We start from the raw sequence: 26837 nt of genomic DNA, 5'->3' as shown, positions 1-26837 counted from the left end.
TCGCCGCGCTCGTTCCCTGCCCGCGCTCGCGACAACGGTCATGGCGTGATGTTCCCTTCGACGTTCTCGTCGCGGCGGGCCCAGCCGGCGAGCCGCTCGCCGAGCGCAGCTCCGCCGTCGGCCTCGCGGGCCACGACGAGAATGGTGTCGTCCCCGGCGATGGTGCCGACGACCTCCGACAGTCCGGCCCGGTCCAGCGCGCTGGCCAGGTACTGGGCCGCGCCGGGCGGGGTGCGCAGTACCGCGATGTTGCCGCTGGAGTCGACCTCGTTGAGCAGTTCACGTAGCAGCCGCACGAGGCGGGCCGGCGCCGCCTCGGCATCACGCAGCGGCCGGTGACCGTCCTCCGGGATGACGTAGACGGCCCGGCCGTCCCCGCCCCGGGCGGTGACCGCGCCGAGTTCCTTCAGATCCCGGGAAAGGGTGGCCTGGGTGACCTGGACGCCCTCGTCGCCGAGCAGCTCGGCCAGCTCGGTCTGGGACCGGACCGCCGTGTCGCGGATCAACTCGACGATGCGGGCATGCCGGGCGGCACGGGTCAGCGGCGCACTCATGTCTGCTCCCCGAGCAGGAAGGTCAGCAGCGCCTTCTGGGCGTGCAGCCGATTCTCCGCCTGGTCGAAGACGGCGCTGCGGGGGCCGTCGAGGACGTCGTCGGTGATCTCCTCACCACGGTGCGCCGGCAGGCAGTGCAGCACGATCGCCTCCGGTGCGGCGTACCCGAGCAGGGCCTTGTTGACCTGGTACGGCAGGAACGGCGTGATCCGGTCCAGCCCGTCGTCCTCCTGACCCATCGAGGTCCAGGTGTCGGTGGCGACCACGTCGGCGGACTCGACGGCCGCGACCGCATCGGTCAGCAGCCGGACCGAGCCGCCGGTGCCGGCCGCGATCGCCGCGGCGCGGGTCACCACGTCGGCGTCGGGTGCGAAACCGGGCGGACCGGCCACCCGCACGTGCATCCCGGCGGTCGCCCCGGCCAACAGGTACGAATGCGCCATGTTGTTCCCCGCGTCACCGACGTACGCCAGGGTCCGGCCGGCGGTGCCGCCACACCACTGGCGAACGGTGAGCAGGTCCGCCAGCAGCTGGCACGGGTGGAACCCGTCGGTCAGCGCGTTGACCACCGGCACGGTGGACCCGGCGGCCACCTCGGAGATCCGGTCGTCGCCGTGGGTACGCAGCACGATCGCGGCCACGTAGCGGGACAGCACCCGACCGGCGTCGCCGAGACTCTCGCCCCGCCCGAAGTGGGTGACCTGCGTGTCCACCACGAGCGGATGGCCACCGAGTTCGGCGATGCCGGCGTCGAACGAGATCCGGGTACGCAGGCTCTGCTTGTCGAAGAGCACGGCCACCGAGCGGGGACCGGCAAGCGGCGTGTACCCGTACCGGTCGGCCTTCATCCGGGCGGCCAGGTCGAGCACGGCGGCCTGCTCGTCGGGCGACAGATCATCGTCCCGCAAGAAGTGCCGGGTCATCCGGAAACCTCCGTTGTCGTCGCGTCGGTCGAGAGCACCGCGGAGAGGGCGGCGGGAAGGGCGGCCAGGAAGGTGTCGGCCTGCGCGGCGGTGAGGATCAGTGGTGGGGCCAGGCGGAGCACGTCCGGTTGGATCGGATTGACCAGGAACCCGGCCCCGCGCAGCGCCTCGGCGACGGCCACCGACACCGGTGCGGTCAGCGTGATGCCGAGCAGCAGCCCGGCTCCCCGGACCCCGCCGACCAGCGGGTGGTCCAGCCCCTCCACGCCCCGCCGCAGCCGTTCGCCGACCCGCTTGACATGGTCCAGCAGCCCCTCATGGGCGATCGTGGAAATCACCGCCAGCGCCGCGGCGCAGCTGACCGGGTTGCCGCCGAAGGTGCTGCCGTGCGAGCCGGGACCGAGCAGGTCGGCGGCCCGACCGAAGGCGAGAGTGGCGCCGATCGGCAACCCGCCGCCGAGGCCCTTGGCCAGGGTCACCACGTCGGGCTCGACGCCGTCGGCCTGGTGGGCGAACCAGTGCCCGGTGCGACCGACCCCGGTCTGCACCTCGTCGAGCACCAGCAGCGCGCCGTGCCGGGCGGTGATCCGCCGCGCCGCGGCGAGGTACCCGGCCGGCGGGACCACGACGCCGTTCTCGCCCTGGATCGGCTCCAGGATCACCATGGCGGTCGCCTCGGTCACCGTCGCCTCCAGGGCGGCGACATCACCGTACGGGATGTGCGTGACCTCGCCCGGCAGCGGACGGAACGGGTCGGCCTTGGTGGGCTGGCCGGTCAGCGCGAGCGCACCCATGGTGCGCCCGTGAAAGCCGCCGACGGTGGCGACCACATGGGTGCGACCAGTACGCCGGGACAGCTTGAACGCCGCCTCGTTGGCCTCGGCGCCCGAGTTGGCGAGGAAGACCCGCCCCGGCCGGCCAGCCAGTGCCAGCAGCAGTTCAGCCAGCGCCACCGGCGGTTCGGCGATGAACAGGTTGGACACGTGGCCGAGGGTGGCGACCTGCTTCGACACGGCGGCCACCACGGCCGGGTGGGCGTGACCGAGGGAGTTGACAGCTATCCCGCCGAGCAGGTCGATGTACTCCCGGCCGGCCTCGTCGACCACGACGGCGCCGGAACCGGAGACCAGCGCCAGCGGCGGCGTGCCGTAGTTGTCCATCATCGACTGCCGCCAGCGCTGCACGAGGGCGCTCGTACCGGGCTGACTCATGACGGGATCACCATGGTTCCGAAGCCTTCCGACGTGAACACTTCCAACAGGGTGGAGTGGGCGACCCGGCCGTCGACGACGTGCGCGGCGGGCACTCCACCGCTGACGGCCCGCAGGCAGGCCTCCATCTTGGGCACCATGCCCGACTCCAGCGACGGCAGGAGCTTCGCCAACTCGTCGGCGGTGATCTCGCTGATCAGGCTGGACGTGTCGGGCCAGTTCGCGTAGAGACCGGAGACGTCGGTGAGCACGACCAGCTTGCGCGCCCGCAGGGCCACGGCCAGCGCGGCGGCGGCGGTGTCGGCGTTCAGATTGTGCAGTACCCCGTCGGCGTCCGGGGCCACCGTGGAGATCACCGGGATGCGGCCGGCACCGATCAGGTCGGCCACGGCCGAGGTGTTCACCGACTCCACGTCGCCGACCTGGCCGATGTCGACCGGCTGCCCGTCGACGTACGCCGGCCGCCGCACGGCGGTGAACAGCCCGGCGTCCTCACCGGAGAGGCCGACCGCGAACGGGCCGTGCGCGTTGATCAGACCGACCAGTTCCCGGCCGACCTGCCCGAACAGCACCATCCGGACGACATCCATCGCCTCCGGGGTGGTCACCCGCAGGCCGCCCCGGAACTCGCTGTCGATGCCCAGCCGGCCGAGCATGGCCGAGATCTGCGGCCCACCGCCGTGCACCACGACCGGCTTGAGGCCGACATAGCGCAGAAACACCATGTCGGCGGCGAAGGCCCGCTGCAACTCCGGGTCGACCATCGCGTTACCGCCGTACTTGATCACGACGGTCGAGCCGGAGAGGCGGACCAGCCAGGGCAGCGCCTCGATCAGGGTGGCGGCCTTGGCCTGGGCGCGGGCGAGGTCGGAGGTCAGGTTCATGTCGAGTACGCCGAGTTCTCGTGCACGTAGGCGTGCGACAGGTCGTTGGTCCACACCGTCGCCTCGGCGGTGCCGGCGTGCAGGTCGATCCGGATGGTGACGTCCCGGCCGGTGAGGTCGACCTTCGACCGGTCCTCGGCCGCCGCACCCGACCGGCAGACCCAGATGCCGTTGACCGCCACGTCGACGCTGTCCGGATCGAACGCGGCGGCGGTAGTGCCGACGGCGGCGAGGATCCGCCCCCAGTTCGGGTCGTTGCCGAACAGCGCGGTCTTCACCAGGTTGTTGCGGGCCACCGCCCGGCCCACCTCGACCGCCTCGTCCTCGGCGGCAGCACCGACGACGTCGATGGTGACCTGCTTGGTGGCGCCCTCGGCGTCGGCGAGCAACTGCTGGGCCAGGTCGTGGCAGGTGGCGGTGACCGCGGCGGTCAGCTCGGCCTCGCTCGGCGCGACGCCGGAGGCGCCGCTGGACAGCAGCAGCACCGTGTCGTTTGTCGACATGCAGCCGTCGGAGTCGACCCGGTCGAGGGTGACCCGGGTGGCGGCGCGCAGCGCGGCGTCGAGCAGGTCCGGACCGGCCACCGCATCGGTGGTGAGCACGCAGAGCATGGTGGCCATGGCCGGGGCCAACATCCCGGCGCCCTTGGCCATGCCGCCGACGGTCCAGCCGTCGCCGCGCGCCACGGTGGTCTTCGGCCGGGTGTCGGTGGTCATGATCGCTTCGGCGGCGGCTGGCCCGCCGTCGGACGAGAGCCCACGTACGGCGGCGTCCACGCCGGCAAGCAGCGCGGGCATCGGCAGCCGCTCACCGATCAGACCAGTGGAGCAGACCGCCACCTCGCCCGCGCCGAGCATCCGGCGCGGGCTGCTGGAGGTCAGCGTCGCGGCGGTGTGCTCGGCGGTGGCGTGGGTGTCCTGGAAGCCGGCCGGGCCGGTGCAGGCGTTCGCCCCACCGGAGTTGAGCACCACGGCCCGGACCACGCCACCCCGGACGACCTGCTGGCTCCAGAGCACCGGCGCGGCCTTGACCCGGTTGCCGGTGAAGACCGCGGCGACCCCGGCGTCGGGGCCGTCGTTGACCACCAACGCCACGTCGGGCGCGCCGCTGCTCTTGAGGCCGGCGGCCACCCCGGCCGCCCGGAAGCCCCGTGGCGTGGTGACGGTCACCGAGCCGACCTTTCGTTCGCGACTGCGGGACTCCGCTGCGCTGCGCTCCTCGCGCTCACGGTGCCATCCTTTCGTTCGCGACTGCGGGACTCCGCTGCGCTGCGCTCCTGGCGCTCACGGTGCGACCCCCAGACTGGACAGGCCCGTGGTTTCGGGCAGACCGAACATCAGATTGGCGTTCTGCACCGCCTGACCTGCGGCGCCCTTGCCGAGGTTGTCCAGGGCGGAGACCACGATCAGCCGGCCGGAGTCGACGTCGACGCCCGCCTGTAGGTGGCACGAGTTGCTCCCCAGCGTCGCGGCGGTGTGCGGCCAACGGCCCTCGGGCAGCAGATGCACGAACGGGGCGTCCGCGTACGCCTCGGCCAACACCGCGCGCGGGTCGGCCCCGTCGACCGGCAGCGCGGTCACGGTGGCCAGGATGCCGCGCGGAATCGGCGCGAGCACCGGGGTGAAGGACAGCCCGGTCGCGCCGGTGGCCTGCTTGATCTCGGGTACGTGCTGGTGCGCGCCGACCTTGTAGGGCGACAGGTCCCCCATCACCTCGCTGGCGAGCAGGTGCGATTTGGCAGCCCGGCCGGCGCCGGAGGTCCCCGAGGCGGCGACGACCACCACATCGGCAGGCTGGGCGACGCCGGCGGCGATCAGTGGGGCGAGCGCCAGGATGATCGTCGCGGCGTAGCAGCCGGTACTGGCGACCCGGGCCGATCCCGCGATCAACTCCCGCTGACCGGGCAGTTCGGGCAGGCCGTAGGTCCACGCATCGGCGTGCGGGCCGCCGTAGTAGCGGTCCCAGCTGCCGCTGTCGATGAGCCGGTGGTCCGCGCCGAGGTCCACGACCCGGACGCCGTCGGGCAACTGTGCCGCGATCGCGGCGGACTGGCCGTGCGGCAGGGCGAGAAACACCAGGTCGGCATCGGCCAGCCGGCCCGGTGTCGTCTCGGCGAAGGTCAGGTCCAGGCCGGTAAGGTGGGGGTGAATCGCGTCGACCCGCTGACCGGCCTGGCTGTGCGCGGTGGCGGCCACCAGGTCGAACTCGGGATGCCCGGCGAGCAGACGCAGCAGTTCGCCGCCGGCGTACCCACTCGCCCCGGCCACCGAAACCCGGATCCCCATACCCACCTCCGCATGACTATGCGGACAAGAATAAGGGGACTCAGCGAGTTTTGCAAGATCATACGTAATGCTGCATGAAAATGTGGTTGTCGGGCTTCGGGGCGTGGTGGTCCTCCGGTGCCTGGGAGGACCACCACGCGGTCAGTTGATCCGCTCCGTCAATCCGTGCTGGCGTTCATACGTCCGCAGCGCGACGTCCCATGCCTGGGTGTACTCCGACGGGCCGAGACCGAGATCGCCGTGCCCCTTGACCGCCTCCCTGAGGAGGTTCACCAGGTCCGGCACGCTCTCCCGGCGCTCCTCGACATAGCGGTGGAAGATCTCGGCGAACCGCTCGCCGGCCAGCCGGGCCGCGTGCGCGGTGACCGGGTCGTCCTCAAGGCTGCGCAGCACCGCGCCCCATTGGCGGGTTAGGTCGTCGGCCTGCCGAGCGCGGATCTTATGCAGTTCGTGGTCGCATTCGAGCTTGATCCGCTCTTCCCAGTACGGTCGGAGCCGCTCCCGCACCCGCTCGTCAGGTCTCACCCGCAGGTGAACCCCGAACTGCGGCAGGTTTGCGTCCTGCGGCCAACGTTGGTGCATCAACAGGTTGTTCAGCGCCCTTTCTAGGTCGTAGGCCCGGTGCGGCTCGTGCTCGCGGGCAAGGTCGACCGCTCGCTCCCGAACGATCCCACCCGCCCACGGCAGCAGCGCCTCGGCACGCAGCCGCAGATCCTCGAAGGACATGTTCGGTGCCGTCCAGAGGTAGACGGTATGCAGGCTGAAGTCGAAGGCGTCGCCCTTCGCGGGCACCAGGAGAGGTTGCGGTACGTCCTGCCGGAAGGTCACCCGCACGGGTGCCGCCACCGGCGGAGCGGGCGCCGGCGGAAAGACCGAGTGCCACCATCGGCGCTCCTCCTGCCTCGGTACGGAGGTGCGGAGGTGCGGGTTACCGGGGGATTGAGTGGTCATCGACTGTCCTCACAGATCAGGTGTCCGACATCGTCCAGGAGGGCGTTCCGGGGCATGACCGGGCGCCACACATGCCGCAGTTGGTGGTCGAGCCGCCGGCGCAGCGGGGGCCGCCCGGCCACCACGAGCCGCAGTAGCGCCAGGACGTACCCGGCGATCTCCGGCTGGCCGTCGGCCCGGTCGAGCCAAAAGCCGAGCGTCCGCCAGGCGCGGTACGCCGTCTCCGGCAGGCTCAGCGCGGTCGCCCAGAGAGTTGCCAGGTCATCGGGGGAAATGACCTCCGTCCGGGCGAGGTCCACCAGCTCGGGCCACTGCTCCCGGGGTGGCCGTGCCCAACGATCGGCAAGGACCCGGAGAGTCCGCGCGGCATGCAGCCGCACCTCGCGATCGCTCGACCTGGTCCACTCGACCAACGCGGGCACCAATGCCGCGGCGTGGCCGCCCTGGTAGACCTCGACCAGGCCGCGCGCCACCGAATTGTTCCAGCGTTGCATCCGCGCCGACGCGACGAGGCGAAGCTGGACCAGCGCCGCGTCCGGCCAGAGGCGGGCCAGCCCGAGTTCGTGGGCGCGGGCCACCGTGTCCCTCAGATGCGCCGCCGGCCCGGCGGCCCAGCGGTCCAGCTCGACGCGGACGCGCTGCCTGAGGCGAGGCTGCATTGCCATCGCGACAAGGACGATCGCGGCGGCCTGACGTACCCCGGCCCGGCGTTCTCGAGCCAACTCCCGCACTGTGTCCAGGCCCGCCTGCACGTCCCTGCCGGCCGACCAGCCGATGGCCCCCGCCGCCGCCTGCCGCATGTCCGAAAGGTCGGCGCGGACCAGGTCCGCGAGCCAGCCGAGCAGCACCCGGGGCGGCCACCACTCGGACCACGCCACATCGAGTACGGCTGCTCGCAGTTCTTCGCTGCCCGGCGCGAACTGGATCCGCACCCCGCCGGTCGCCCATCCGTCACCAGGGACGATCACCGCGGCCCGCAAGGTAGGTCCAAGCAGCTCGTCGAGCGTGGCACCGTGAAGACGCACCGGGGCGGTCGCCGGCCGCTCCGCCGCCTCGGCCGCTACCAGGCGCTCGGCGGCGAGCCGGATCTCGGGCGTCGACAATCCCGCCAGAACCGCACAGGAGAGCCGGAAAGCTCGCACCTGTTCCCTAGACCAGCCGACCGAGGCACCAACCCCGGCATCGGGGTCCAGGATGCTGGCGGCGCGTTCGCGGAGCTGTCGGGGCAGTAGCTGTGCCAGCCGGTCGGTCAGCAGCCCGGCGCGTGGCACAGTACGGGAGATCGCCTCCACCACCGGTACCACCTCACGCGGGCGGGGTTCGCCGGCGAGGTAGGCCGAGAGCAGCGGGTGCCGGCCGCACTCCTCGTCGGCATACCTCTCCACGCACTCGGCGTCACAGCCACCCGAACAGAAGCCCACGCACCGGCCGGCCAGTTCGCGTCGTAGGCGGGTGCGGAACACCTCGCCCGCCGGTGCCGGCCGGTGCTCGATCACATGCCCGCCGAAATCCCGGAGCCGTCGGGAGAAGTCGCCGACCAGCAGCAGCGTCACTTCGTTGGCCTCGGCGCGCGACGCCAGCGCCACGAGCGTGAAGCCGTCCACCGCAGAGACCGCGTCATCGGTCAGCCGCAGCACGTACCCGCAGCCGCGAGGCGGGCCCGGATCCACACCGAGCAGGTCGGCGAGATGTTCGACACCGAGAACGCCCACCCGGTCGAGACCGTGCCTGCGGGCCGAGGCCACCAGCGCCGAGGTGAATCGTCCGCTGCCTGGCGGACCGGACAGGCACACCAGGTGGCGCTGCTTCAGAAACCGGTCGAGCTGTTGGTCACTAACTGCGGAGGCGTACCCGTCAGCCACCCCCCGTACAGTCGTCTCGCTGAGCGTCTCCGACCAGACCCGACCGCCTTGGGCCGCCGCGGACGCCGCGGTGACGTTGACCGTGCCGATCGCCAGGGCTCCATGACCTGTCGCGTTCTGGCCCCGTACGAGCATGTCGCCGACGTCGATCCGGGCACTGCCGCCGAGCAGACCGGCGAGTCTGCGCAGCACGTCGCCGGAGTCGAGTGGCTCCTCGACGTCCTCCGTGTCATCTGCTTCAGCCGCAGGATCCGCCCCGGCCGGATCCTGCGCCGTCGAGCTGGCCTCCCGCACCGGCCCGCTGTGCTCCCCATCCTGCGCGTCGCCCACGGAACCCGGCCTGGCACCGGCAGGTGTCGGAGGGTCCCGGTCGGTGCTGTCCGCGGAATCGTGCGCCGCCGACTCCGCGTAAAGGTCGCTCACCGGTCCGTGCCCGGACGAAGGATCGCGTCGCGACCGACGGAGCCGATCGCCATGGCGCCGGGACCGATAGCGTTCTGGCCCTCGACGGTGATGTCCCCGGTGCGGATCCCGCCCGAGACGGGGGGCGCGCCGCCGGGCTCCGAGCCAGCGCGCACCGAGCCGCCGCGTTCTGGATCGGTAGACCGGGTGGGCTCCGGCGTGGGGTCCCCCGGAGGGAGGGTCGGCACCAGCGATCCGTCGTCCACCCACGAGGTGATGTCCTCGTCAACAACGCAGAGCCAGGCCTGCTCCTGAAATCCCTTGTCCGCGTGGACCACATCGATCCGCCGGAACCGTTCCGGGCGGATCTCCTCGGGATACTCGGTGACCACGTCGCGGTAGATGTCGGAGGAGACGACCAGGGCGATTCCCCCATCAGGAAAGGCGGCCAGCGCCCGGCGTACGACGGCCGCGTCACACAGCCGACTCACCAGCACCACCGCCTGGCCGGGAAAACCCTTGGCACCGTCTAGGTGCACCATGCCTTGGTGCACCGCGACCCTGAGTCGGATGCGGGCCACCGGAAGGCGACTGGCGTTGTAGCGTCGCAGCCGCCGGTTCAGCTCCGGTACGAAGCGGCCGATGATTCGCGCCTCGGGAAGGTCTCGGGGCAGGATCGCCAGTTCCCCGTCGCCGGCCTGCTGCGTCGTCCAACCGACCCGGTCCAACCCCACGTCGCTGGCCGCTTCCTCCAGCAACTGGTGGAAGTCCCGCTGCGCCTCGTACTGCTGGACGTTGCTGCGCCGGCTGTAGCGTTCCATGTCAACACAGATCAGCAGCCGCCGCTCCGGATGTCGCATGTCGTCACCCCTCACCAAGGCCCGACGGAGCCGGGCATCAGGGGACATCCAAGTCTCGGCCGCCGGCGGAGACCCCGTAGAAGTACGGCATCACACCGGCTGTCCACCAATTGTCATCCCTTCCTGTCCGGGCATCCGGCCGGCGGATCAGCGGTGAGCTGGTGGCATGTGGACCATACCGATCGACGTACTTCTCGACCTGGGGTTGGAGCCGCTGCTGACCCTCGGCCTGCTGGTTGCCTACCTGGTCGCGACGACTCTGCTGAGCCATGCCTCGCGCACCCGACGTGACCGGGTACGCTTCGCCCGCTGTCGATGGATGAGAGGAGTGGGAGCCTTGATGCGGCGAGAATCGTCCCCGATCCCGCAGTGGCCCTACGGAACGTTCCTACAGCGGCTCTCCCCCGCCGTACGCACCGCGCTCCTGGCTCTCGGTGTCCGCCGTCGAGTGCCGGCCGGCCAGATCCTGATCCACGAGGGGCGTCGGGAGTCGCACCTCGTCCTGATCGAGGACGGGCTTACAAAGGTCACCGCCGCACTACCCGACGGCCGTGCCGCGCTGTTGTCTCTGCGCGTCGGCGGCGATCTGGTGGGCGAGATGTCAGCGCTCAACGACCAACCACGGTCGGCGACGGTCACCGCATGCGGAGCCGCCCGGTACAGCGTGATCACGTCCGAACGGTTCCGCGGCTTCCTCAGAAGCAACCCCGATGCGGCACTCGAACTCGCCGCCATGGTTTCGGACCGGTTGCGTTGGTCGAACCGGCGACGGATCGACTTCACCTCGTACCCGGTCAAGATCAGGGTTGCCCGGGTCGTGGCAGAGATGTCTCGCACTCACGGCCAACAGGCGCCGGACGGGATTGTCATCGACGTCCGGCTCACCCAACCCGAACTCGCCACGATCTGCGGTGCCTCCGAGACCTCTATTCAGAAGAGCCTGCGGGAGTTGCGTACCGAGGGACTCGTCGAAACCGACTATCGCCGGATGAAGGTCCGCGACCTGCCGCGTCTGCGGGCCCTGGGCCGTCTCGACGACTGTTGACCGGGTCCCTTCGTGTGTGCAAAGCGTCAGGAAGGGACCCTTGCACGCACGTTCGCCGGATCAGAGGCGGCCCTCGGTCACCGCCCGGGTCACCCAGGGGATGACCTCGTCGAGCATCTCGTCCAACGAGGTGGTGGCGGTGAAACCCAGCACCTCGCCGGCCTTGGTGGTGTCCGGGACGCGCTTGCGCACGTCGTACCGGAAAGGCTCGTCACTGACGTGCCGGAACGGCACGTCCGGCCCCTTGATCTTGCGCCAGATCAGCTCGGCCAGCTCCAGCACGGTGGTCGACTCGGCGGTGGAGAGGTTGAAGTCCTCGTTGCGGGCCGCCGGGTGCTCGACGGCGAGCGCGATGCCGCGCGCCAGGTCCCCGCCGTAGGTGTAGTGCCGCACCTGGTCGCCCTCGCCGAGGATGTGCAACGGGTCCTGGCCCTTGACGATCTTCTGCACCAGGTCGGGCACCACGTGCGACATGGCCAGCTTCACGTTGCCGGAGAGCACCTCGGCCTGACCCAGCGCCCGCCCCTCCCCCACCCCGACACAGTTGAACGGACGCACGATCGTGTACGGCACCTGGTACTGGTCCCAGGCCGCCCGGGCGTAGTACTCCACGGCCAGCTTCTGGAAGCCGTACGAGGACAGCGGCGGCGGGATACGCCGCTCGTCGCCCTCCCGGCTCGGCCAGTGTTCGGTGGACTCGAACACCATCGATGAGGAGAGGTAGGTGACCTTGGCAAGCCGGCCGCCCTGGTGCGCCCGGATCGCCGCGTCGCAGGTCGCCGCCATGATCCGCTCGTTGGTGGCGAGCAGGTCGTAGGCGTACGCGTGGAAGTAGGAGATCCCGCCGATCATCGCCGCACCGGCGACCAGGTGGTCGCAGCCATCGAGCAGCTCGGTCAGCAGGTCGGTGTCCCGGGCGTCCCCCTCGACGAACCGGAACCGGGGATGGCGATCGTAGCTGTGGGTGACCGGACCGTACTTCGAGAAGTTGTCCACGCCGACCACCTCGTGACCCCGGTCCAGCAGCTCCGAGACGAGGTAGCCACCGATGAAGCCGGCCGAACCAGTTACCAGGACCTTCGCCACGTACGCTCCTATGCCGTCTTCTCGTACTCGGTGCCGTGCGCGGTCGGCGCGACCACCGGCGCGACCCGGGCGGTCAGCTTCTCCCGGCTCAACCGTCGACCGTAGGCGAACAGGTACCAGCGCAGGTAGCCGGGGAGGAAGCGACCCAGGTCGAAGTGGGACTCGCCGAGCGGCCGGTCCAGCCAGATGGTCGGTATCTCGGCCACCGGCAGCCGCAGCCGGGTCGCCTTCGCCGTCAACTCCAGCCCGATCTCGAAACCGGTCCGCGACTCGATGCCGACCTCGCGGACGAACGCCGTGTCGTACGCCTTGAAGCTGTTGGTGGCGTCCCGGGTACCCACCCGGGCGAGCCAGTACAGGCTACGCCCCGCCCACCGGGACATCGCCCGCTTCAGCCTCGGCCCGCCGACCTGCTGGCCGCCCGGCATGTACCGGGAAGCGGCGGCGACCACCACACCCCGGTCCACCAGCCGGGCCAACTCGTCGATCTGCCGTGGATCATCACAGCCGTCGGCCATCGTCACCACCGTGACCGGCGCCAGCGCCGCGTCGATGCCGAACCGGATCGCGTTGGCCGGGCCCCGGCCGTACGTGTTGAGCACCGCCCGCACCCGCGGATCGCTGCGGGCGATCTGCGCGACGTACGGAACCGTGGTGTCCTCGGGCATGTCGTGCACGATGAGCACCTCGGCGGGGAGCAGCATCTCCCGCAGCATCCGCTCCAGGCAGCGGACGATCGCCTCGCCCTCGTTGTAGACCGGCACGATCACCGAGACCCGTGGGATCACACCCGCACCCCCTGCCCGGTCAGGCCCCACATGTCGATCACCGGCTTGTCGGTGTCGAGGCGGGCGTACTGCTCGTGCGGCGCGGCGATGACCAGCAGGTCCGCCCGGCGCAGCACCTCGTCCAGGTCGACGAACCGTTCGTCGGCCACGTACGGGTCGGTGCACAACGTTTCCCGGGTCTTGAGCGCCAGGATCTTGCGCAGCTTGTACGCCAGGCTCTCCCGGGGGTCGTCGCTGCCGCCCTTGAAGGCCATGCCGAGAATGCCCACCGTCGAGCTGGCCAGGTCGAACCGGTCCTCCAGCCGGGACACCAGGTACAGCGGCAGCCCCTCGTTGATCAGCATCGCCGAGTGGCCGAGCACGAAGTTGTTCCGGTTGAAGGCCGCCAGCTGCATGGTGTCCTTGAACAGGCACGGCCCGGCGGCGAACCCGGGCATCGGCAGATCCGCCGCGCGCGGATAGTCGTACGCCACCGCGTGCCGGATCCGGGCGAAGTCCAGCCCGAAGTCGTTGGCCATCATCCAGAACTGGTTGGCGGTGGCGAACTTGATGTACCGCCAGGTGTTGGTGAACAGCTTCGCCAGCTCCGCCTCCTCGGGCAGCAGCGGCACGATCCGGTCGGTCAGGTGCCGGAACAGCTTCTCCGCCCGCGCCAGTGCCTCCGGCGTGCGCGCCGCCACGATCTGCGGCAGGGCGAACAGCTCGGTCATCGCGTGCCCCTCGGCGATGCGTTCGGGGCAGAAGGCGACGTCCGCGTGCACCCCCTTGCCGGTCAGCAGCTTCTCGGTCAGCGCGGTCACGCCCGGGTAGACGGTGCTCCGCAACACGATCAGCTGCCCGTCCCGCAGGTGCTCGGCGCAGCGCTCCAGGGCCCGGGGCACGGCACCGAGATCCGGGTTCAGGTGCTCGTCGACCGGGGTACCCACCACGACCACCAGATGCTCGGAGACACCGACCGACGCCGGGTCGGTGGTGGCTCGCAGCCGACCGGCGGCGACCGCCTCGGCGAGCGGCTCGGCGGCGCCCGCCTCGGCGAAGGGCAGCGTGGCGGCGTTGACGGTGGCAACCGCGTCGGCGTTGATGTCGTACAGCACGACGGAGAGCCCACGGGCGGCGAAGGCGATGCCCAGTGGCAGGCCCACCCGGCCACAACCACCGACTATGCAGACGTCGACCGTGGCGGGTCGATCAACGGACATGAGGGGACTCCCGTGGGGGTGGCGGGGTGTGGTCGTCGACGGGTACTCGGAATCCAAGCAGGCTAACCGCTCGGACATAACTCGCGGGTAACCAAACAGCCACCGGTGTTGACCTTTCGGCCAACCCGTCACCCTGCGCGTCCCCGCCATCACCAACGGCACGCGCCGACCCGTACCCGCCGACGAGTGCCGAGCGCCGACGGGTGTTAAGAAGGGGCCCCTCCTCTACGCGAGGCGTTAAGAAGGGGCCCTTCCTTACATCTCAGGCGCCTCGGAGGGTGGCGCCGAAGAGTTCGGCGGCGCGGGCCACGGCGGCGTCGCGGGCGGCGACCGCCTCGTCGACGGTCAGCGTCCGGTCCGGTGCGCGGAAGGCGAGCTTGTAGGCCAGCGACTTGCGCCCGGCACCGAGCTGCTCCGAGGCGTACACGTCGAACAGTCGCACCGACTCCAGCAGCTCACCGGCGCCCTCGGCGAGGGCCTGCCGGACCGCCTCGGCGGGGACCTGGTCGTCCACCACGAGCGCCACGTCGATGAGCGCCGGCGGAAAACCGGAGACCGTGGGCGCGGACGCCACCGGCGGCACCGGCAGCGCGTCCAGGTCCAGCTCCATCGCGCAGGTACGCCGCGGCAGCTCCAGCGTCGCCACGACCGCCGGGTGCAGCTCGCCGGCGTGCCCGACGACCACCCCGTCGACCAGCAGCTCGGCGCAGCGGCCGGGATGCCAGGGGGCGTACTCGGTGGCCCGCACCTCGACCCGCCAGTCGGGCACCCCGGCGGCGGCGAGGACCGCGCGGCCCGCCTCGACCGCGTCGGCCCAGTTGGCCGCCCGGCCGCCGCCCCACCAGCCGGCCGGCTCGACGTCGCCGGTCAGCACGACGGCGACGTGCCGGGGCTGGTGCGGCACGACCGCGTCGGCGACGGCGAACTCCGCGTCGGTGGGTCGCCGGTCGACACCCATCGCCGGTGGGCTGCCGGCGTCCGGACGCGGGTGGAAGACCGTGCCGATCTCGTAGAGGGACAGGTCACGCAGACCACGGCCGAGGTTGCGCTTGACGATGCCGAGCAGCGGGCCGAGCAGCATGGTGCGCAGCAGCGGCTCCTCCTCCGACAGCGGGTTGGCCAGCCGCACCGCCTGGCGGCGGGGGTCGCCCTCGGGCAGGCCGAGCTGGTCGGCGAAGCCGGGCGAGACGAACGGATGCGCGAGCACCTCGACGTGCCCCCGCTCGGCCAGCGAGCGGGACACCGACCGGTTACGTCGCTGCTGCCAGGTCAGCCCCCGACCGGGCGGGGCGGTCGGTAGCAGCGAGGGCACGTTGGCGTACCCGTCGAGGCGGGCCACCTCCTCGACCAGGTCGGCCGGGTCGGTGAGGTCGAGCCGCCAGGTCGGCGGGGTGACGCTGAGCGCCTCGCCGTCCACAGTGGCGACACCCGCGTCGCCCGGGTCCTCGGCCAACCGGTCGGCGCCCCGGGCGACGGTGCAGCCGACCTGCTCCAACAGGGCGATCACCCGGGCCGGCGGGTAGTCCACGCCGACCCGCCGGCTGGGCAGGTCGACCGGCAGGACGATCGGGGTACGCGGCCGGACGTGGTCGAGGTCCAGCACCTCCGCGCCGGCGTCGCCGCCCGCGTGCCGGGTGAGCAGTGCGACCGCCCGGTCGAGGGCGACCAGGGGCAGGGCCGGGTCGACGCCCCGCTCCCAGCGCTTCGCGGCCTCGCTGAACAGCTTGTGCCGGCGGGCGGTTCGCCCGACCATCACCGGGTCCCAGTGCGCGGCCTCGAAGAGCACGTTCACGGTGCTCGCCACCACCTCGCTGGTCTCGCCGCCCATCACGGCAGCGAGCGAGATCGGTACACCGGCGCCCTCGCCGGCGAGCGGGTTCGGCAGCCCGGCGTCGCAGATGACCATGTCCTCCGGCGCGAGCGCGCGGGTCACCCCGTCGAGCGTGGTCAGCTTCTCGCCCGGCTCGGCCCGCCGGACCACGAGCGGGCCGGCGATCCGGTCGGCGTCGTAGGCGTGCATCGGCTGGCCGAGTTCGAGCATCACGTAGTTGGTGATGTCGACGGGCAGCGAGATGCTGCGGATGCCGGCGACGGTGAGCCGCTGCTGCATCCAGTTCGGCGTCTGCGCCGTCGGGTCGACGCCGCGCACCAGTCGGGCCGCGAACCGGTCGCAGCCGACCGTGTCGCGCACCTGCACCGGGTACGCCGGCTCGGTCGTGCCGGCCGTCGCGGGGACGCGGCCCGGGTCCCGGAAGCCGACCCCGAGGGCCTGGGCCAGTTCGCGGGCCAGCCCGCGCAGCGACATCTGGTAGCCCCGATCCGGGGTGATCTCCACCTCGACGACTATGTCGTCGAGCCCGACCACCGGCCGGGCGTCGTCGCCGGGCTTGGCCGGGGTGTCCGCCGGCAGCACGACGATGCCGTCGTGGTCGTCGCCCAGACCCAGTTCCCTGGCGGAGCAGATCATGCCGTTGGAGTTGCGCCCGTACGTCTTGCGCGCGCCGATGGCGAAGCCACCCGGCAGCACGCCACCGGGCAGGATCACCGCGACCCGGTCACCAGGGGCGAAGTTGCGTGCCCCGCAGACGATCTCCTGCGGCTCGCCGGTGCCGTTTGCGGCGCCGACGTCCACCCGGCAGAACCGGATCGGCTTCTTGAAGCCGGTCAGCTCCTCGATCTCCAGGACCTCGCCGACCACCAACTGCCCGGTCACCGTGGCGGACAGGTCCACGATGGACTCGACCTCGATACCGAGGTCGATCAGGGCCTGCTCCAACTCACCGACGGGCAGGTCGGCCGGGATGTCGACGTACTCCCGCAGCCAACTGACAGAAACTCGCATGACTCGTAACCACCGTCTCCGTGACTCGTACCCGTCGCCTAAACCCCGGCCCCGAACGCGCGGGTGAACCGCACGTCGCCCTCGGCCATGTCCCGCATGTCGCTGACCCCGTGCCGGAACATCACCGTCCGGTCGATGCCCATGCCGAACGCGAAGCCGGAGTAGACCTCCGGGTCGATGCCGCAGGCGCGCAGCACCCGGGGGTTGACCATGCCGCAGCCGCCCCACTCCACCCAGCGCGGGCCGTCACGGTGCTCGGGGAACCAGATGTCGAACTCGGCCGACGGCTCGGTGAACGGGAAGTAGTGCGGCCGGAAACGGGTCTTCGCGTCCGGCCCGAACATCGCCCGGGCGAAGTGGTCCAGCGTGCCCCGCAGGTGGGCCATCGTGATGCCGCGATCCACCACCAGACCCTCGACCTGGTGGAAGACCGGCGCGTGGGTGGCGTCCAGTTCGTCGGTGCGGTAGACGCGCCCCGGGGCGATCACGTAGATCGGCGGCTGCCGGCTCAGCATCGTGCGCGCCTGCACCGGCGAGGTGTGGGTACGCAGCACCAGGCCCGACGCCTCGGCGGGTGCGATGTGGAAGGTGTCCATCAGCCCGCGGGCCGGGTGGTCGGCGGGAATGTTCAGCGCGTCGAAGTTGGTCCACTCCAGCTCGACCTCGGGCCCCTCGGCCACCTCGTAGCCCATGCCGACGAAGAGGTCGCTGACCTGCTCCATCAGCACGGTGATCGGGTGCCGCGAGCCGCGTGGCCGACGGTCGTACGGCAGCGTCACGTCGACGCCCTCACTGGCCAGCACCCGCTCGGCCTGCTCCCGCTCCAGCACCTCGGCACGGGCGGCGTACGCCTGCTCGATGGCGCGGCGGGCCTCGTTGACCCGCTTGCCGGCGTCGGCCTTCGCGGCCGGCGGCAGCGCGCCGATCTCCCGGCGGGCCAACGCGACCGGGGCCCGGTCGCCGAGGTGCGCCGGGCGCACCGCGGCCAACACGTCGGGATCACCGGCGGCGGCGAACGCCTTCTCGGCCTCGGTCACGGCCTGCCCCAGGGCGGCCGGGTCGAGCAGGGCGACCTGCTTCGGGTCGTACGGATCGTTGCGGTAACTCATGGCTTACGGGCACTCCTCACGGCGGCGCCGGCCTCAGGGGCGGCGAAGCGAGTCTACGGACGCGCGGCTGTGCCGCAGCCCGCCGGTAGAAGTCGCGTGGGGAGCAGGTCAGACCCGCCGCCCGCCGACACCGGCGGGCTGGCTAAACGAACGCCGTGGCGCGTTCACCATGGGGGCTGCTCTCCTAGTCGCGGTGCGCGTGACCTCCGGTCAGCGCTGTGCTCTCGCTGAAGCGTACAGGCAGACCGCCGCTGCCGCAGCCAGGTTGAGGCTCTCGGCCCGCCCGTGCAGCGGCACCCGGACCCGGGCGTCGGCGTCCCCGGCCAGCTCCTCGGGAAGGCCGTGCGCCTCGGAACCGAACAGCCAGGCGGTGGGTGTCCGGAGCCGGCCGTCGTCGGCCAGATCGTCCAGGTTCTCCTCGCCGTGACCGGTGGCGGCGAACACGGCGAGCCCGGCGGCCCGCGCCGCGGCGAGCACCCCGGCCGGGTCGCGCTCACGCACCACGTCGACGTGGAAGAGACTGCCGGCGGAGGAGCGGACGCACTTGCCGTTGTACGGGTCGACCGCCTCCCCGGCGAAGATCACGGCACCCGCGCCGGCCGCGTCGGCGGTGCGCAACACCGTGCCGGCGTTGCCCGGATCACGGATGCCGGCCAGCACGGCGACCAGCCGTGGGCGGCTCGCCAGCGCGGCCTCCAGGGACACGTCGAGGTGTCGGCAGACGGCGACCAGGCCCTGCGGAGCGACGGTCTCAGCGAGCGCCGCGAGGGCGTCGTCGGTCACCTCGGAGACGGGTACGTCGGCACCGGCGGCGGCTGCCGCGAGGTCGGCGTACCCGTCGAGAGCGGCGGGGGTGCCGAACAGCTCCACGACGGTACGCGGCCGACTCAGTGCCTCCCGGACCGCCTGCGGCCCTTCGGCCAGGAAGCGGCCGGTGGCGTCGCGCTCGCGGCGTCGCTGGAGTCGACGCGCGGCGACCACCCTCGGCGTACGTGGTGTGAAGGGCATGATGTCCTCACCACACACGCGCGAGGCGTCCCTCGTCGCCGAGGGACGCCTCGCTGCGCTGTGCGGGGATCAGGCGGCCTGGGCCGCCGCGCCGCCGGTGCCCTCGGCCGTGACCGCGGCCCGGGCCAGCTCGACGATCGCCGCGAACGCGGCGGCGTCGTGGACAGCCAGGTCGGCCAGGATCTTGCGGTCGACCTCGATGCCGGCCAGACGCAGGCCCTGGATCAGGCGGTTGTAGGTCATCCCGTTGGCACGGGCACCCGCGTTGATCCGCTGGATCCACAGCTGCCGGAAGTCGCCCTTGCGGTCGCGACGGTCCCGGTAGGCGTACTGCATCGAGTGCAGCACCTGCTCCTTGGCCTTGCGGTACAGCCGGGAGCGCTGACCGCGGTATCCACTCGCGGTCTCCAGCAGGGTACGGCGCTTCTTCTGGGCGTTCACAGCCCGCTTGACGCGTGCCATCTCAACTCCTTCTTGGGCTCAGGTGGCGCGCGTCAGCGGCCGAGCAGCTTCTTGAGGCGCTTGACGTCGGACTTGGCGGCCTCGACCACGCCCGTCAGCCGGCGGGTACGGGTGGACGGCTTCTTTTCCAGGTTGTGCCGCAGACCGGCCTGCTGCTTCATGATCTTGCCTTTACCGGTCACGCGGACCCGCTTGCCCGTCCCCGTGTGGCTCTTCATCTTCGGCATGTGGAACGTCTTCTCCCCTGTTACCCGTCGCTTTTGTCGGCGACGGTGCCGGTATCACCGGCTGCTGCGGTCTCGCCGGTCGCCGCGGACTCGGCGTCCACCGCGGTGGCGGGCTCCTCCGCGGTCCGCTCCCGGGGTCCACCACGAGACGCCGTGGCGGCGACCGCGGAGGCCTTGACGGCCCGGTGCGGGGCGAGAACCATGATCATGTTTCGACCGTCCTGCTTCGGGGCGGCCTCGACATATCCCAGTTCCGTGATCTCGGACTCGAGCCGACGCAGGAGCCGGTAGCCCAGCTCCGGGCGGCTCTGCTCGCGACCGCGGAACATGATCGTCACCTTGACCTTGTCGCCGGCCTTGAGGAACCGCACCACGTGACCCTTTTTGGTCTCGTAGTCGTGCGGATCGATCTTCGGCCGGAGCTTCATCTCCTTGATGACGGTCTGCTGCTGGTTACGCCGCGCTTCGCGCGCCTTCAGTGCGCTCTCGTACTTGAACTTGCCGAAGTCCATGAGCTTGCACACCGGCGGGCGCGCCATCGGCGCAACCTCGACCAGGTCCAGATCGACGTCCGCGGCCAGCTGAAGGGCGCGCTCCAGCGGGACGATGCCCACCTGCTCACCCTCGGGGCCGACCAGTCGGACCTCACGTGCCCGGATCTGCTCGTTCACGCGTGGTTCGACGCTGATGGGGCCTCCTCGAGTCGGATCTTCATACGTGGCCGACCCGCGGCTCCCCGGTGGGAACCGATCCGGAAAGCAGAAGGCCCCGGCGCATGCCAGGGCCCGCTCGACCGGTCAGCACGATCACAGGATCGCGCATCCGGGACCGGGACATGCCCGGAACCGGGGACCGGACCCGGCCACCGAAGGGGGCGACTCGGGTGGGAGCAGGCGCTCCACTTTCATGGCCGTCCGCAGATGCGGACAGCCTGGTCGACTTCACAACACTACACCGCCAACGACCGACCTCTCAAACCGGGCACCCTCAGCCTCGCTACCCGCCCCCGCACCACCGCACACAAGCCCGCAGCCCAACGAAGATCAGGATGCACGCCCACACCTGACGGCAGGCCGACGTTCGCCCGGCGTACGGAGATCTTGGAGAGTTTCCGTTCGTAGCGAACGGAAACTCTCCAAGATCTCGGGAAACCCGACCAGGAAGCGACGCAGGTCGGCGCGGACGGAAATCAGCGGCCGGCGAGCGCGGCGAGGTGAGCCTGGTGCAGCCGGCGTAGGGCGCGCACCCCGTCGACAGCGAGTTGCTTGTCGGCGGCCTGGAGCGCGACCACCGGCAGCAGGTCGTCGTCGTACAGCTCCAGGGCTGCCCACGGAGCACCCCGGTCGAACCGGATCCCCCGGACCACCTCCCAGGGCAGCTCGTACGACCCGACGATGTTGCGGACCCGGACACCCCGTGCGTCCGCCTCCACCCGGGGACGGGTGAAGAGCAGGGCGGCAAGGGCGAAGAGCACCCCGAGCCCGATCATGGCGACCTGGTCGCCGCGTTGGAAGGTGCCGTAACCGTTGCCGGTGGGACCGGTCAGCGTGGTGGCGATCACGGTGAACAGGACCACCACCACGACCGCCGAAACCCAGCAGACCAGCCGGATGCGCCGCGGGCGCAGGCGGACCGGTTCGGTGCCGATCGCTCGCGCACGCTCGCTCGTGCCGGCACCCGGCTGCACTGCGTCCCGCCGCTCACTCATCGCACCAGTTTGCCATCCGGTGCGGGCGGGCCGCCCGGTGCCACCCCGACGTCGGCGGTGGCGGGCGATCGTGGGCTCCGGCCGGCGACCAGCACCGCGAGCAGGGTGAGCAGCGCGCCGACCAGCACCGGCAAGCGGGCGGTGGGGGCGTGCGGCAGCAGCACGTCCAGTAGCAGGGCGCCGGCGAGTTGCCCACCGACGAGGGCAAGGCCGGTGCGCAGCACCCCGGCCGCGCGTACCCCCACCACCAGACTGGCCACGATGCCGACGCCGAGCAGCCCGCCGGTGTAGAGGTGCCAGCCGGCCGGCCAGCTCACCGGCGGACCACTGAACGCGCCGGCCAGCGCCGCGACGAGCAGCACCAGCGGCGTACTCACGGCGAAGTTGACCGCGACGCCGGCGGCGGCCGAGCCGGCGGCGGAGATCCGGCCGTTGAGCGCGGCCTGCAACGCGACCCCGACGCCACCGGCCACCGCCAGCAGCAGCACGCCGACGGCCAGGTCACCGACGGGCCGGCCGGCCTGGGCGAGGGCCACTGCGGCCACCCCGAGCAGCGCACCGGCGACCCTGGGCGCGGTGAGCGGCAGGCGGCCCACCGGGGCGAGGCCGGCCCGGTCCGACGCCAGCCCGCCGAGGCTTCCGCCGGCGACCTGGGCGATGGTGAACACCGCGACCCCGAGCACCGGGACGGCGTACGCGGCGAGCACCACGATGGCGGCGCCGCCCGCCCCGCCCAGGTATGACCACCAGGGCAGCCGGGCCCGGCGCAGCGCGCCGAGTCCGGACCGCATCGACGGCAGCACCAGCAGCCCGACCAGGATCAGCAGGGTTCCGCCGAGGTTGTTCACCACCGCGCCCAGGGTGGCGTTGCCGACCCGCTGCCCGAGCTCGGCGTTGACCGCGCCCTGCGCCGCCGAGGCGGTGCCGCCGGCGGTGACCAGGGCGAGTGCCACGGCTGCCGGCGGTGGCCTCACAACCGGCAGGCGTGGATGTTGGTGACCAGGATCGCCCGCGCGCCGAGTTCGTAGAGTTCGTCCATGATCCGGTGCACGTCGTCGCGGAGCACCATGGCCTGCACCGCCACCCAGCCCTCGCGGTGCAGCGGGGAGACGGTGGGTGACTCGATGCCCGGGGAGAGCGAGCTGGCCTGGTCCAGCAGCCCGGCCGGCACGTCGTAGGCGAGCATCACGTAGCGGCGGGCCACCAGCACCCCGTGCAGCCGGCGCAGCAGCTGCTCGGCCTGGGGGTGGGACGCCGCCCCGGCGCGGCGCACCAGCACCGCCGAGGAGCGCAGCAGCGGCTCGCCGAAGACCACCAGACCGGCCTGGCGCAGGGTGGCCCCGGTCTCGACCACGTCGGCGACCACGTCGGCGACGCCGAGCCGGATGGCGTTCTCCACCGCGCCGTCGAGGCGGATCACGTCCGCCTTGACGCCCAGCTCGCCGAGGTGGCGCTCGACCAGCCCCGGGTACGCCGTGGCGATCCGGTGCCCGCCCAACTCCCGGACGTCGTCGACGTCGGCGGGCCGGGCGGCGAAGCGGAAGGTGGCCCGCCCGAAGTTCAGGTCGACGACCTCCTCGGCCGGTGCACCGGAGTCGATCAGCAGGTCCCGGCCGGTGATGCCGACGTCCAGGTCACCGGAGCCGACATAGGTGGCGATGTCCTTCGGCCGTAGGTAGAAGAACTCGATGTCGTTGGGCTCGTCCCGGCAGACCAGGTCCTTGGGGTCGGTGCGCTGGCGGTAGCCCGCCTCGCGCAGCATCTCGGCGGCCGAGGAGGCCAGGGCGCCCTTGTTGGGTACGGCGACACGCAGCATGACGGAGTGCTCCTTCGATCGGGATCGGGTCGACGGCAGGGCACTCACAGATGTCGGTAGACGTCCTTCAGTTCGAGACCGCTGGCCAGCATCAGCACCTGGACCTGGTAGAGCAGCTGGGAGATCTCCTCGGCGGTGCGTTCCGGCCCCTCGTGCTCGGCGGCCATCCACGACTCGGCCGCCTCCTCGACGACCTTCTTGCCGATGAAGTGCACGCCCTTCTCCAGTGCGGCGACCGTGCCCGAGCCGGGGGTGCCGGCGGCGGCCTTGGCCTGCAGCTCCGCGAACAACTCCTCGAACGTCTTCACGGAGACGGATTCTCGCAGTCGCCCTCGGTCGCCACGTGCACCGGGTCGGTGGTGACCGGTGGACGGGACCGGCATTCCCTACCGAGATGGTGGGACAACTCTTCGATCCTCGCCTATCTTGGTCGTACGCTGTCCGCCATGGTCAGCACCCCACGCACCCTCACGCTCGCCACCGCCGGCACCGTCCTGCTCGCGGTCACCGCCTGCACACCGCAGGCCGAGCCCGCGCCCATGCCCACCGTGTCGGCGGCATGCGCCAAGGAGAGCCTGCCCACCCAGACGCCGGGCAAGCTCACCATCGCCACCGACGAGCCGGCCTACCAGCCGTGGTTCGTCGACGACAAGCCCGACAGCGGTGAGGGCTTCGAGTCCGCCGTGGCCTACGCCGTGGCCGAGAAGCTCGGCTACGCCCGCGACGACGTCACCTGGACACGGGTGAGGTTCGACGCCGCCATCGCGCCCGGGCCGAAGAACTTCGACTTCGACATCAACCAGTTCTCCATCACCGAGGAGCGCAAGCAGGCGGTGGACTTCTCCGCCCCGTACTACCTGGTGCGGCAATCGGTGATCGCGCTGAAGTCCTCCAAGATCGCCGGCAGGACCTCGCTGGCCGACCTACGCGACGCCAAGCTCGGCGCCCAGGTCGGCACGACCAGCTACCAGGCGATCACCGCCCTGGTGCAGCCGACGGCCGAGCCCCAGGTCTACAACAGCAACGACGACGCCAAGAAGGCGCTGCAGAACGGGCAGATCGACGGGCTGGTCGTCGACCTGCCCACCGCGTTCTACATCACCGGCGCGGAGATCGACGACGCGGTGATCGTCGGGCAGCTGCCCCAGGTGGGCACGCCGGAGGCGTTCGGGTTACTGCTGGACAAGGACTCCCCGCTCACCGGCTGTGTCAGCACCGCCGTCGGCCAGCTCGCCACCGACGGCGTACTCAAGCAGTTGGAGCAGCAGTGGCTCGCCCAGGTCGCGGGAGCACCCGAACTGACGTGAGCACCGTGCTGCACGACCCCTCACCGGCCCAGCAGGCGCGGACCGCGTACCGCCGCCGACAGACCGTACTCAGCGTGCTGATCGCCGCCGCCTCCACAGCGGCGGTCGGCACGCTGCTGGCGGTCACGGTGACCGGGGCACCCGGCTGGGACCGGGTCCAGCAGACGTTCCTCGACCCGCAGCTCGCCCGGGACGCGCTGCCGCAGGTGTTGACCGGGCTCTGGCTCAACGTCCGGCTGCTGGTCTGCTGCGCGATCGGCGCCCTGCTGCTCGGGCTGCTGATCGCGGTCCTGCGGACCCTGCGCGGGCCGGTCTTCTTCCCGATCCGGGCCCTGGCGGCCGGCTACACGTACGCCTTCCGTGGCCTGCCACTGATCATCGTGCTCTACCTGCTCACCTTCGGCGTCCCCGGGCTGCGGCTGCAGGGCACCCCGTCGGTGCTGGTGCTGGGCGGGCTGGCGCTGATCCTCACCTACGCCGGCTACCTGGCCGAGGTGTTCCGCGCCGGCATCGAGTCGGTGCACCCGAGCCAGCTCGCGGCGGCCCGGTCGCTGGGGCTCACCCACCGGCAGACGATGCGGCACGTGGTGCTGCCGCAGGCCCTGCGCCGGGTGGCGCCACCGCTGCTCAACGACGTGGTGGCGTTGCAGAAGGACGTCGGCCTGGTGTCGCTGGCCGGTCCGATCGACGCGGTGCGGGCCGCGCAGATCGCCAGCGCCCAGACGTTCAACTACACGCCGTACATCGTGGCCGGGGTGCTCTTCGTGCTGCTCGCCATCCCGTTGATCGCCGTCACCGACCAGGTCACCCTGCGGGCGGCCCGCCGCCAGTCCGGAGGCTGACATGGACCCGAAGCCGACCCCGACCGCGGGGCCGGGACCGAACGTGGGGCCGGGACCGAACGCGGGGCCGGGACCGAACGCGGGGCCGGGTCCGGAGGTGCTGCGGTGTCGGGGGCTGCGCAAGGAGTTCGGCGGGCAGGTCGTCCTCGACGGGCTCGACCTGACCGTGGCCGAGCACCAGGTGGTGGCGCTGATCGGTGCGTCCGGGTCCGGCAAGTCGACCCTGCTGCGCTGCGTCAACCTCCTGGAGGAGCTGCACGACGGGACGATCGAGCTGGACGGCGAGGAGATCTCCGCCCCGGGCATCGACCCCGACAAGGTACGCCGCCGCATCGGGATGGTCTTCCAGTCGTACAACCTCTTCCCGCACCTGAGCGTGCTGGACAACGTGACCCTCGCGCCGCGCCGGGTGCACCGCCGCTCCCGCGCCGAGGCCGAGACCCGGGCCCGGGAACTGCTGGACCGGGTGGGGCTGGCGGCGAAGGCCGACGCCTACCCGGACCGGCTCTCCGGCGGCCAGCAGCAGCGGGTGGCGATCGTCCGGGCGCTGGCCAACTCGCCCCGGCTGCTGCTGCTCGACGAGGTCACCTCAGCGCTGGACCCGGAGCTGGTCGGCGAGGTGCTGACCATGATCCGCGATCTCAAGGCGGAGGGGATGACGATGGTCCTGGCCACCCACGAGATGGGCTTCGCCCGCGAGGTCGCCGACCAGGTCTGCTTCCTCGACGCCGGCCGGGTCGTCGAGTCCGGCCCGCCGGAGCAGGTTCTCGCTCATCCCACCCAGCCCCGCACCCGCCAGTTCCTCGCCCGCATCATCGAAGCCAACCGCCTCTGACCCCACCCCACCCCCACCACCCCCACCAACCCCGGCACCGGATGTGTTGATCAAGAAGTTTTCGTCGCGAAGCCAGCGGATCCCGGACGCAAACTTCTTGATCAACTGGGTAGGTCGGTCCGGTCCGGTCAGTGGCCGAAGCCGACGCGCTGGTTGGCGGACGCCGCCACCTGGCGGATCGCCAGGGCCGCGTCGAGAGCGGCGAGCGTGGCCGACCAGCCCTTGTCCTCGGCGGAGTCGGGCAGGCCGGCACGGTCGCGGGCCTGCTCGATGGTGTCCACGGTGAGCACGCCGTGCGCGACCGGCTTGCCCTCGTCCAGCGCGATGCGGGTCAGCCCGTCGGTCACCGAACGGCAGACGTAGTCGAAGTGCGCGGTGGCGCCGCGTACCACCACACCGAGGGCGACCACCACGTCGCAGCGCCGGGCCAGGGCCTGGGCCACCACCGGCAGCTCCACCGAGCCGGCCACCCGAGCCACCACCGCCCGCGCGCCGGACGCCTGGGCGGCGGCCACCGCCCGGTCCAGCATGTGGTCGGTCAGCTCACCGTGCCACCGCGCGGCGACCACGCCCACGGTCATCCCGGATGCGTCGACCGGGGTCGAACCCGGCTCACCGAAACCCGCCATTT

Annotated in this window: 27 protein-coding genes; 4 read left to right on the top strand and 23 right to left on the bottom strand. The window is 71.5% G+C overall.

What is annotated here, in order from left to right; translation table 11 throughout:
- Positions 1-38 precede the first annotated feature (38 nt).
- The 9 genes from BMY89_RS04555 to BMY89_RS04515 form a co-directional block, all read right to left on the bottom strand.
- Complete coding sequence (locus BMY89_RS04555; protein ID WP_092375087.1) at positions 39-554, bottom strand: arginine repressor; 516 nt, start codon at positions 552-554, stop codon at positions 39-41.
- On the bottom strand, positions 551-1477 hold the full coding sequence (argF, locus tag BMY89_RS04550; protein WP_092375085.1) for an ornithine carbamoyltransferase: 927 nt from the start codon (positions 1475-1477) through the stop codon (positions 551-553). The genes BMY89_RS04555 and argF overlap by 4 nt, the downstream gene beginning before the upstream one ends.
- Positions 1474-2688 carry an acetylornithine transaminase gene (locus BMY89_RS04545; RefSeq protein ID WP_092375082.1) on the bottom strand — a complete coding sequence of 405 codons (1215 nt, stop codon included), beginning with the start codon at positions 2686-2688 and terminating at the stop codon, positions 1474-1476. Before BMY89_RS04545 ends, argF begins: the two co-directional genes overlap by 4 nt.
- Positions 2685-3572 (bottom strand): acetylglutamate kinase, encoded by an 888-nt coding sequence (argB, locus tag BMY89_RS04540; protein ID WP_092375078.1) that lies wholly within the window; start codon positions 3570-3572, stop codon positions 2685-2687. The genes BMY89_RS04545 and argB overlap by 4 nt, the downstream gene beginning before the upstream one ends.
- Positions 3569-4741, bottom strand: a complete 1173-nt coding sequence (gene argJ, locus BMY89_RS04535) for a bifunctional glutamate N-acetyltransferase/amino-acid acetyltransferase ArgJ (RefSeq protein ID WP_092375075.1) — start codon at positions 4739-4741, stop codon at positions 3569-3571. The genes argB and argJ overlap by 4 nt, the downstream gene beginning before the upstream one ends.
- Before the next feature lie 114 nt (positions 4742-4855).
- Positions 4856-5857 carry an N-acetyl-gamma-glutamyl-phosphate reductase gene (argC, locus tag BMY89_RS04530; protein ID WP_092375072.1) on the bottom strand — a complete coding sequence of 334 codons (1002 nt, stop codon included), beginning with the start codon at positions 5855-5857 and terminating at the stop codon, positions 4856-4858.
- 141 nt (positions 5858-5998) lie between these two features.
- Positions 5999-6808 carry a hypothetical protein gene (locus BMY89_RS04525; protein ID WP_232521043.1) on the bottom strand — a complete coding sequence of 270 codons (810 nt, stop codon included), beginning with the start codon at positions 6806-6808 and terminating at the stop codon, positions 5999-6001.
- Positions 6805-9000: a hypothetical protein gene (locus BMY89_RS04520; RefSeq protein ID WP_139217895.1), complete on the bottom strand. Its 2196-nt coding sequence runs from the start codon at positions 8998-9000 to the stop codon at positions 6805-6807. The genes BMY89_RS04525 and BMY89_RS04520 overlap by 4 nt, the downstream gene beginning before the upstream one ends.
- A gap of 89 nt (positions 9001-9089) precedes the next feature.
- The gene (locus BMY89_RS04515; protein WP_092375066.1) at positions 9090-9932 is read right to left on the bottom strand and encodes a hypothetical protein; all 843 of its coding nucleotides are present in this window, start codon (positions 9930-9932) and stop codon (positions 9090-9092) included.
- Between the two features lie 166 nt (positions 9933-10098).
- Here BMY89_RS04515 and BMY89_RS04510 point away from each other — a divergent pair, with 166 nt between their 5' ends.
- Entirely contained in the window at positions 10099-10977 is an 879-nt protein-coding gene (locus tag BMY89_RS04510; protein ID WP_092375063.1) for a Crp/Fnr family transcriptional regulator, read from the top strand.
- A 60-nt stretch (positions 10978-11037) separates the two neighbouring features.
- On the opposite strand, the gene BMY89_RS04505 is transcribed toward BMY89_RS04510, so the two are convergent.
- The 13 genes from BMY89_RS04505 to BMY89_RS04445 all read right to left on the bottom strand — a co-directional run bounded on the left by BMY89_RS04505 (position 11038) and on the right by BMY89_RS04445 (position 23530).
- Complete coding sequence (locus BMY89_RS04505; protein WP_092375058.1) at positions 11038-12063, bottom strand: NAD-dependent epimerase/dehydratase family protein; 1026 nt, start codon at positions 12061-12063, stop codon at positions 11038-11040.
- Positions 12064-12071: 8 nt separating this feature from the next.
- Positions 12072-12851 (bottom strand): glycosyltransferase family 2 protein, encoded by a 780-nt coding sequence (locus BMY89_RS04500; protein WP_092375055.1) that lies wholly within the window; start codon positions 12849-12851, stop codon positions 12072-12074.
- The gene (locus tag BMY89_RS04495) at positions 12848-14050 is read right to left on the bottom strand and encodes a nucleotide sugar dehydrogenase (RefSeq protein WP_092375053.1); all 1203 of its coding nucleotides are present in this window, start codon (positions 14048-14050) and stop codon (positions 12848-12850) included. The genes BMY89_RS04500 and BMY89_RS04495 overlap by 4 nt, the downstream gene beginning before the upstream one ends.
- A 262-nt stretch (positions 14051-14312) precedes the next feature.
- Entirely contained in the window at positions 14313-16892 is a 2580-nt protein-coding gene (gene pheT, locus BMY89_RS04490; RefSeq protein ID WP_092375049.1) for a phenylalanine--tRNA ligase subunit beta, read from the bottom strand.
- Between the two features lie 38 nt (positions 16893-16930).
- On the bottom strand, positions 16931-18001 hold the full coding sequence (gene pheS, locus BMY89_RS04485; RefSeq protein WP_092375045.1) for a phenylalanine--tRNA ligase subunit alpha: 1071 nt from the start codon (positions 17999-18001) through the stop codon (positions 16931-16933).
- A gap of 210 nt (positions 18002-18211) precedes the next feature.
- On the bottom strand, positions 18212-19009 hold the full coding sequence (locus BMY89_RS04480; protein ID WP_092375611.1) for a TrmH family RNA methyltransferase: 798 nt from the start codon (positions 19007-19009) through the stop codon (positions 18212-18214).
- Between the two features lie 69 nt (positions 19010-19078).
- On the bottom strand, positions 19079-19471 hold the full coding sequence (gene rplT, locus BMY89_RS04475) for a 50S ribosomal protein L20 (RefSeq protein ID WP_067305147.1): 393 nt from the start codon (positions 19469-19471) through the stop codon (positions 19079-19081).
- A 32-nt stretch (positions 19472-19503) separates the two neighbouring features.
- On the bottom strand, positions 19504-19698 hold the full coding sequence (rpmI, locus tag BMY89_RS04470; protein ID WP_013732809.1) for a 50S ribosomal protein L35: 195 nt from the start codon (positions 19696-19698) through the stop codon (positions 19504-19506).
- Positions 19699-19718: 20 nt separating this feature from the next.
- The gene (gene infC / locus BMY89_RS04465; protein WP_092375042.1) at positions 19719-20369 is read right to left on the bottom strand and encodes a translation initiation factor IF-3; all 651 of its coding nucleotides are present in this window, start codon (positions 20367-20369) and stop codon (positions 19719-19721) included.
- A gap of 518 nt (positions 20370-20887) precedes the next feature.
- Complete coding sequence (locus BMY89_RS04460) at positions 20888-21406, bottom strand: PH domain-containing protein (protein ID WP_232521042.1); 519 nt, start codon at positions 21404-21406, stop codon at positions 20888-20890.
- A complete protein-coding gene (locus BMY89_RS04455) occupies positions 21403-22359 on the bottom strand; it encodes a DMT family transporter (protein ID WP_232521041.1) in 957 nt (318 codons plus the stop codon). The genes BMY89_RS04460 and BMY89_RS04455 overlap by 4 nt, the downstream gene beginning before the upstream one ends.
- Positions 22360-22376: 17 nt before the next feature.
- Positions 22377-23222: an ATP phosphoribosyltransferase gene (gene hisG / locus BMY89_RS04450; protein ID WP_092375606.1), complete on the bottom strand. Its 846-nt coding sequence runs from the start codon at positions 23220-23222 to the stop codon at positions 22377-22379.
- A gap of 44 nt (positions 23223-23266) precedes the next feature.
- Positions 23267-23530 (bottom strand): phosphoribosyl-ATP diphosphatase, encoded by a 264-nt coding sequence (locus BMY89_RS04445; protein WP_013732805.1) that lies wholly within the window; start codon positions 23528-23530, stop codon positions 23267-23269.
- 138 nt (positions 23531-23668) lie between these two features.
- Here BMY89_RS04445 and BMY89_RS04440 point away from each other — a divergent pair, with 138 nt between their 5' ends.
- From BMY89_RS04440 to BMY89_RS04430, 3 genes are read left to right on the top strand one after another with little or no spacing between them, the layout of a single operon-like run.
- A complete protein-coding gene (locus BMY89_RS04440) occupies positions 23669-24529 on the top strand; it encodes an ABC transporter substrate-binding protein (protein WP_092375037.1) in 861 nt (286 codons plus the stop codon).
- A complete protein-coding gene (locus BMY89_RS04435; RefSeq protein WP_092375033.1) occupies positions 24526-25371 on the top strand; it encodes an amino acid ABC transporter permease in 846 nt (281 codons plus the stop codon). The genes BMY89_RS04440 and BMY89_RS04435 overlap by 4 nt, the downstream gene beginning before the upstream one ends.
- A 1-nt stretch (position 25372) precedes the next feature.
- Positions 25373-26206: an amino acid ABC transporter ATP-binding protein gene (locus tag BMY89_RS04430; RefSeq protein WP_269766843.1), complete on the top strand. Its 834-nt coding sequence runs from the start codon at positions 25373-25375 to the stop codon at positions 26204-26206.
- 128 nt (positions 26207-26334) lie between these two features.
- Here the strand turns inward: BMY89_RS04430 and ribH are convergent, their stop codons facing one another.
- Entirely contained in the window at positions 26335-26835 is a 501-nt protein-coding gene (gene ribH / locus BMY89_RS04425; protein ID WP_092375029.1) for a 6,7-dimethyl-8-ribityllumazine synthase, read from the bottom strand.
- Positions 26836-26837: the final 2 nt, after the last annotated feature.

Source organism: Micromonospora phaseoli, assembly GCF_900109115.1.
In the GTDB taxonomy this organism is placed as follows: Bacteria; Actinomycetota; Actinomycetes; order Mycobacteriales; family Micromonosporaceae; genus Micromonospora; species Micromonospora phaseoli.
Note: the sequence above shows the minus strand (reverse complement) of the source record. Positions and strands in the feature narration are given on the sequence as shown.

What these genes read in the sequence shown, in the direction of transcription:
- BMY89_RS04545 (WP_092375082.1), bottom strand. Translation starts at nt 2,688, where the DNA reads ATGAGTCAGCCCGGTACGAGCGCCCTCGTGCAGCGCTGGCGGCAGTCG.
- pheS (WP_092375045.1), bottom strand. Translation starts at nt 18,001, where the DNA reads ATGAGTTACCGCAACGATCCGTACGACCCGAAGCAGGTCGCCCTGCTC.
- pheT (WP_092375049.1), bottom strand. Translation starts at nt 16,892, where the DNA reads ATGCGAGTTTCTGTCAGTTGGCTGCGGGAGTACGTCGACATCCCGGCC.
- argF (WP_092375085.1), bottom strand. Translation starts at nt 1,477, where the DNA reads ATGACCCGGCACTTCTTGCGGGACGATGATCTGTCGCCCGACGAGCAG.
- BMY89_RS04440 (WP_092375037.1), top strand. Translation starts at nt 23,669, where the DNA reads ATGGTCAGCACCCCACGCACCCTCACGCTCGCCACCGCCGGCACCGTC.
- BMY89_RS04480 (WP_092375611.1), bottom strand. Translation starts at nt 19,009, where the DNA reads ATGCCCTTCACACCACGTACGCCGAGGGTGGTCGCCGCGCGTCGACTC.
- BMY89_RS04495 (WP_092375053.1), bottom strand. Translation starts at nt 14,050, where the DNA reads ATGTCCGTTGATCGACCCGCCACGGTCGACGTCTGCATAGTCGGTGGT.
- argB (WP_092375078.1), bottom strand. Translation starts at nt 3,572, where the DNA reads ATGAACCTGACCTCCGACCTCGCCCGCGCCCAGGCCAAGGCCGCCACC.
- BMY89_RS04460 (WP_232521042.1), bottom strand. Translation starts at nt 21,406, where the DNA reads ATGAGTGAGCGGCGGGACGCAGTGCAGCCGGGTGCCGGCACGAGCGAG.
- BMY89_RS04555 (WP_092375087.1), bottom strand. Translation starts at nt 554, where the DNA reads ATGAGTGCGCCGCTGACCCGTGCCGCCCGGCATGCCCGCATCGTCGAG.
- argC (WP_092375072.1), bottom strand. Translation starts at nt 5,857, where the DNA reads ATGGGGATCCGGGTTTCGGTGGCCGGGGCGAGTGGGTACGCCGGCGGC.
- BMY89_RS04430 (WP_269766843.1), top strand. Translation starts at nt 25,373, where the DNA reads ATGGACCCGAAGCCGACCCCGACCGCGGGGCCGGGACCGAACGTGGGG.
- BMY89_RS04510 (WP_092375063.1), top strand. Translation starts at nt 10,099, where the DNA reads ATGTGGACCATACCGATCGACGTACTTCTCGACCTGGGGTTGGAGCCG.
- rplT (WP_067305147.1), bottom strand. Translation starts at nt 19,471, where the DNA reads ATGGCACGCGTCAAGCGGGCTGTGAACGCCCAGAAGAAGCGCCGTACC.
- rpmI (WP_013732809.1), bottom strand. Translation starts at nt 19,698, where the DNA reads ATGCCGAAGATGAAGAGCCACACGGGGACGGGCAAGCGGGTCCGCGTG.
- ribH (WP_092375029.1), bottom strand. Translation starts at nt 26,835, where the DNA reads ATGGCGGGTTTCGGTGAGCCGGGTTCGACCCCGGTCGACGCATCCGGG.
- BMY89_RS04525 (WP_232521043.1), bottom strand. Translation starts at nt 6,808, where the DNA reads ATGACCACTCAATCCCCCGGTAACCCGCACCTCCGCACCTCCGTACCG.
- hisG (WP_092375606.1), bottom strand. Translation starts at nt 23,222, where the DNA reads ATGCTGCGTGTCGCCGTACCCAACAAGGGCGCCCTGGCCTCCTCGGCC.
- BMY89_RS04515 (WP_092375066.1), bottom strand. Translation starts at nt 9,932, where the DNA reads ATGCGACATCCGGAGCGGCGGCTGCTGATCTGTGTTGACATGGAACGC.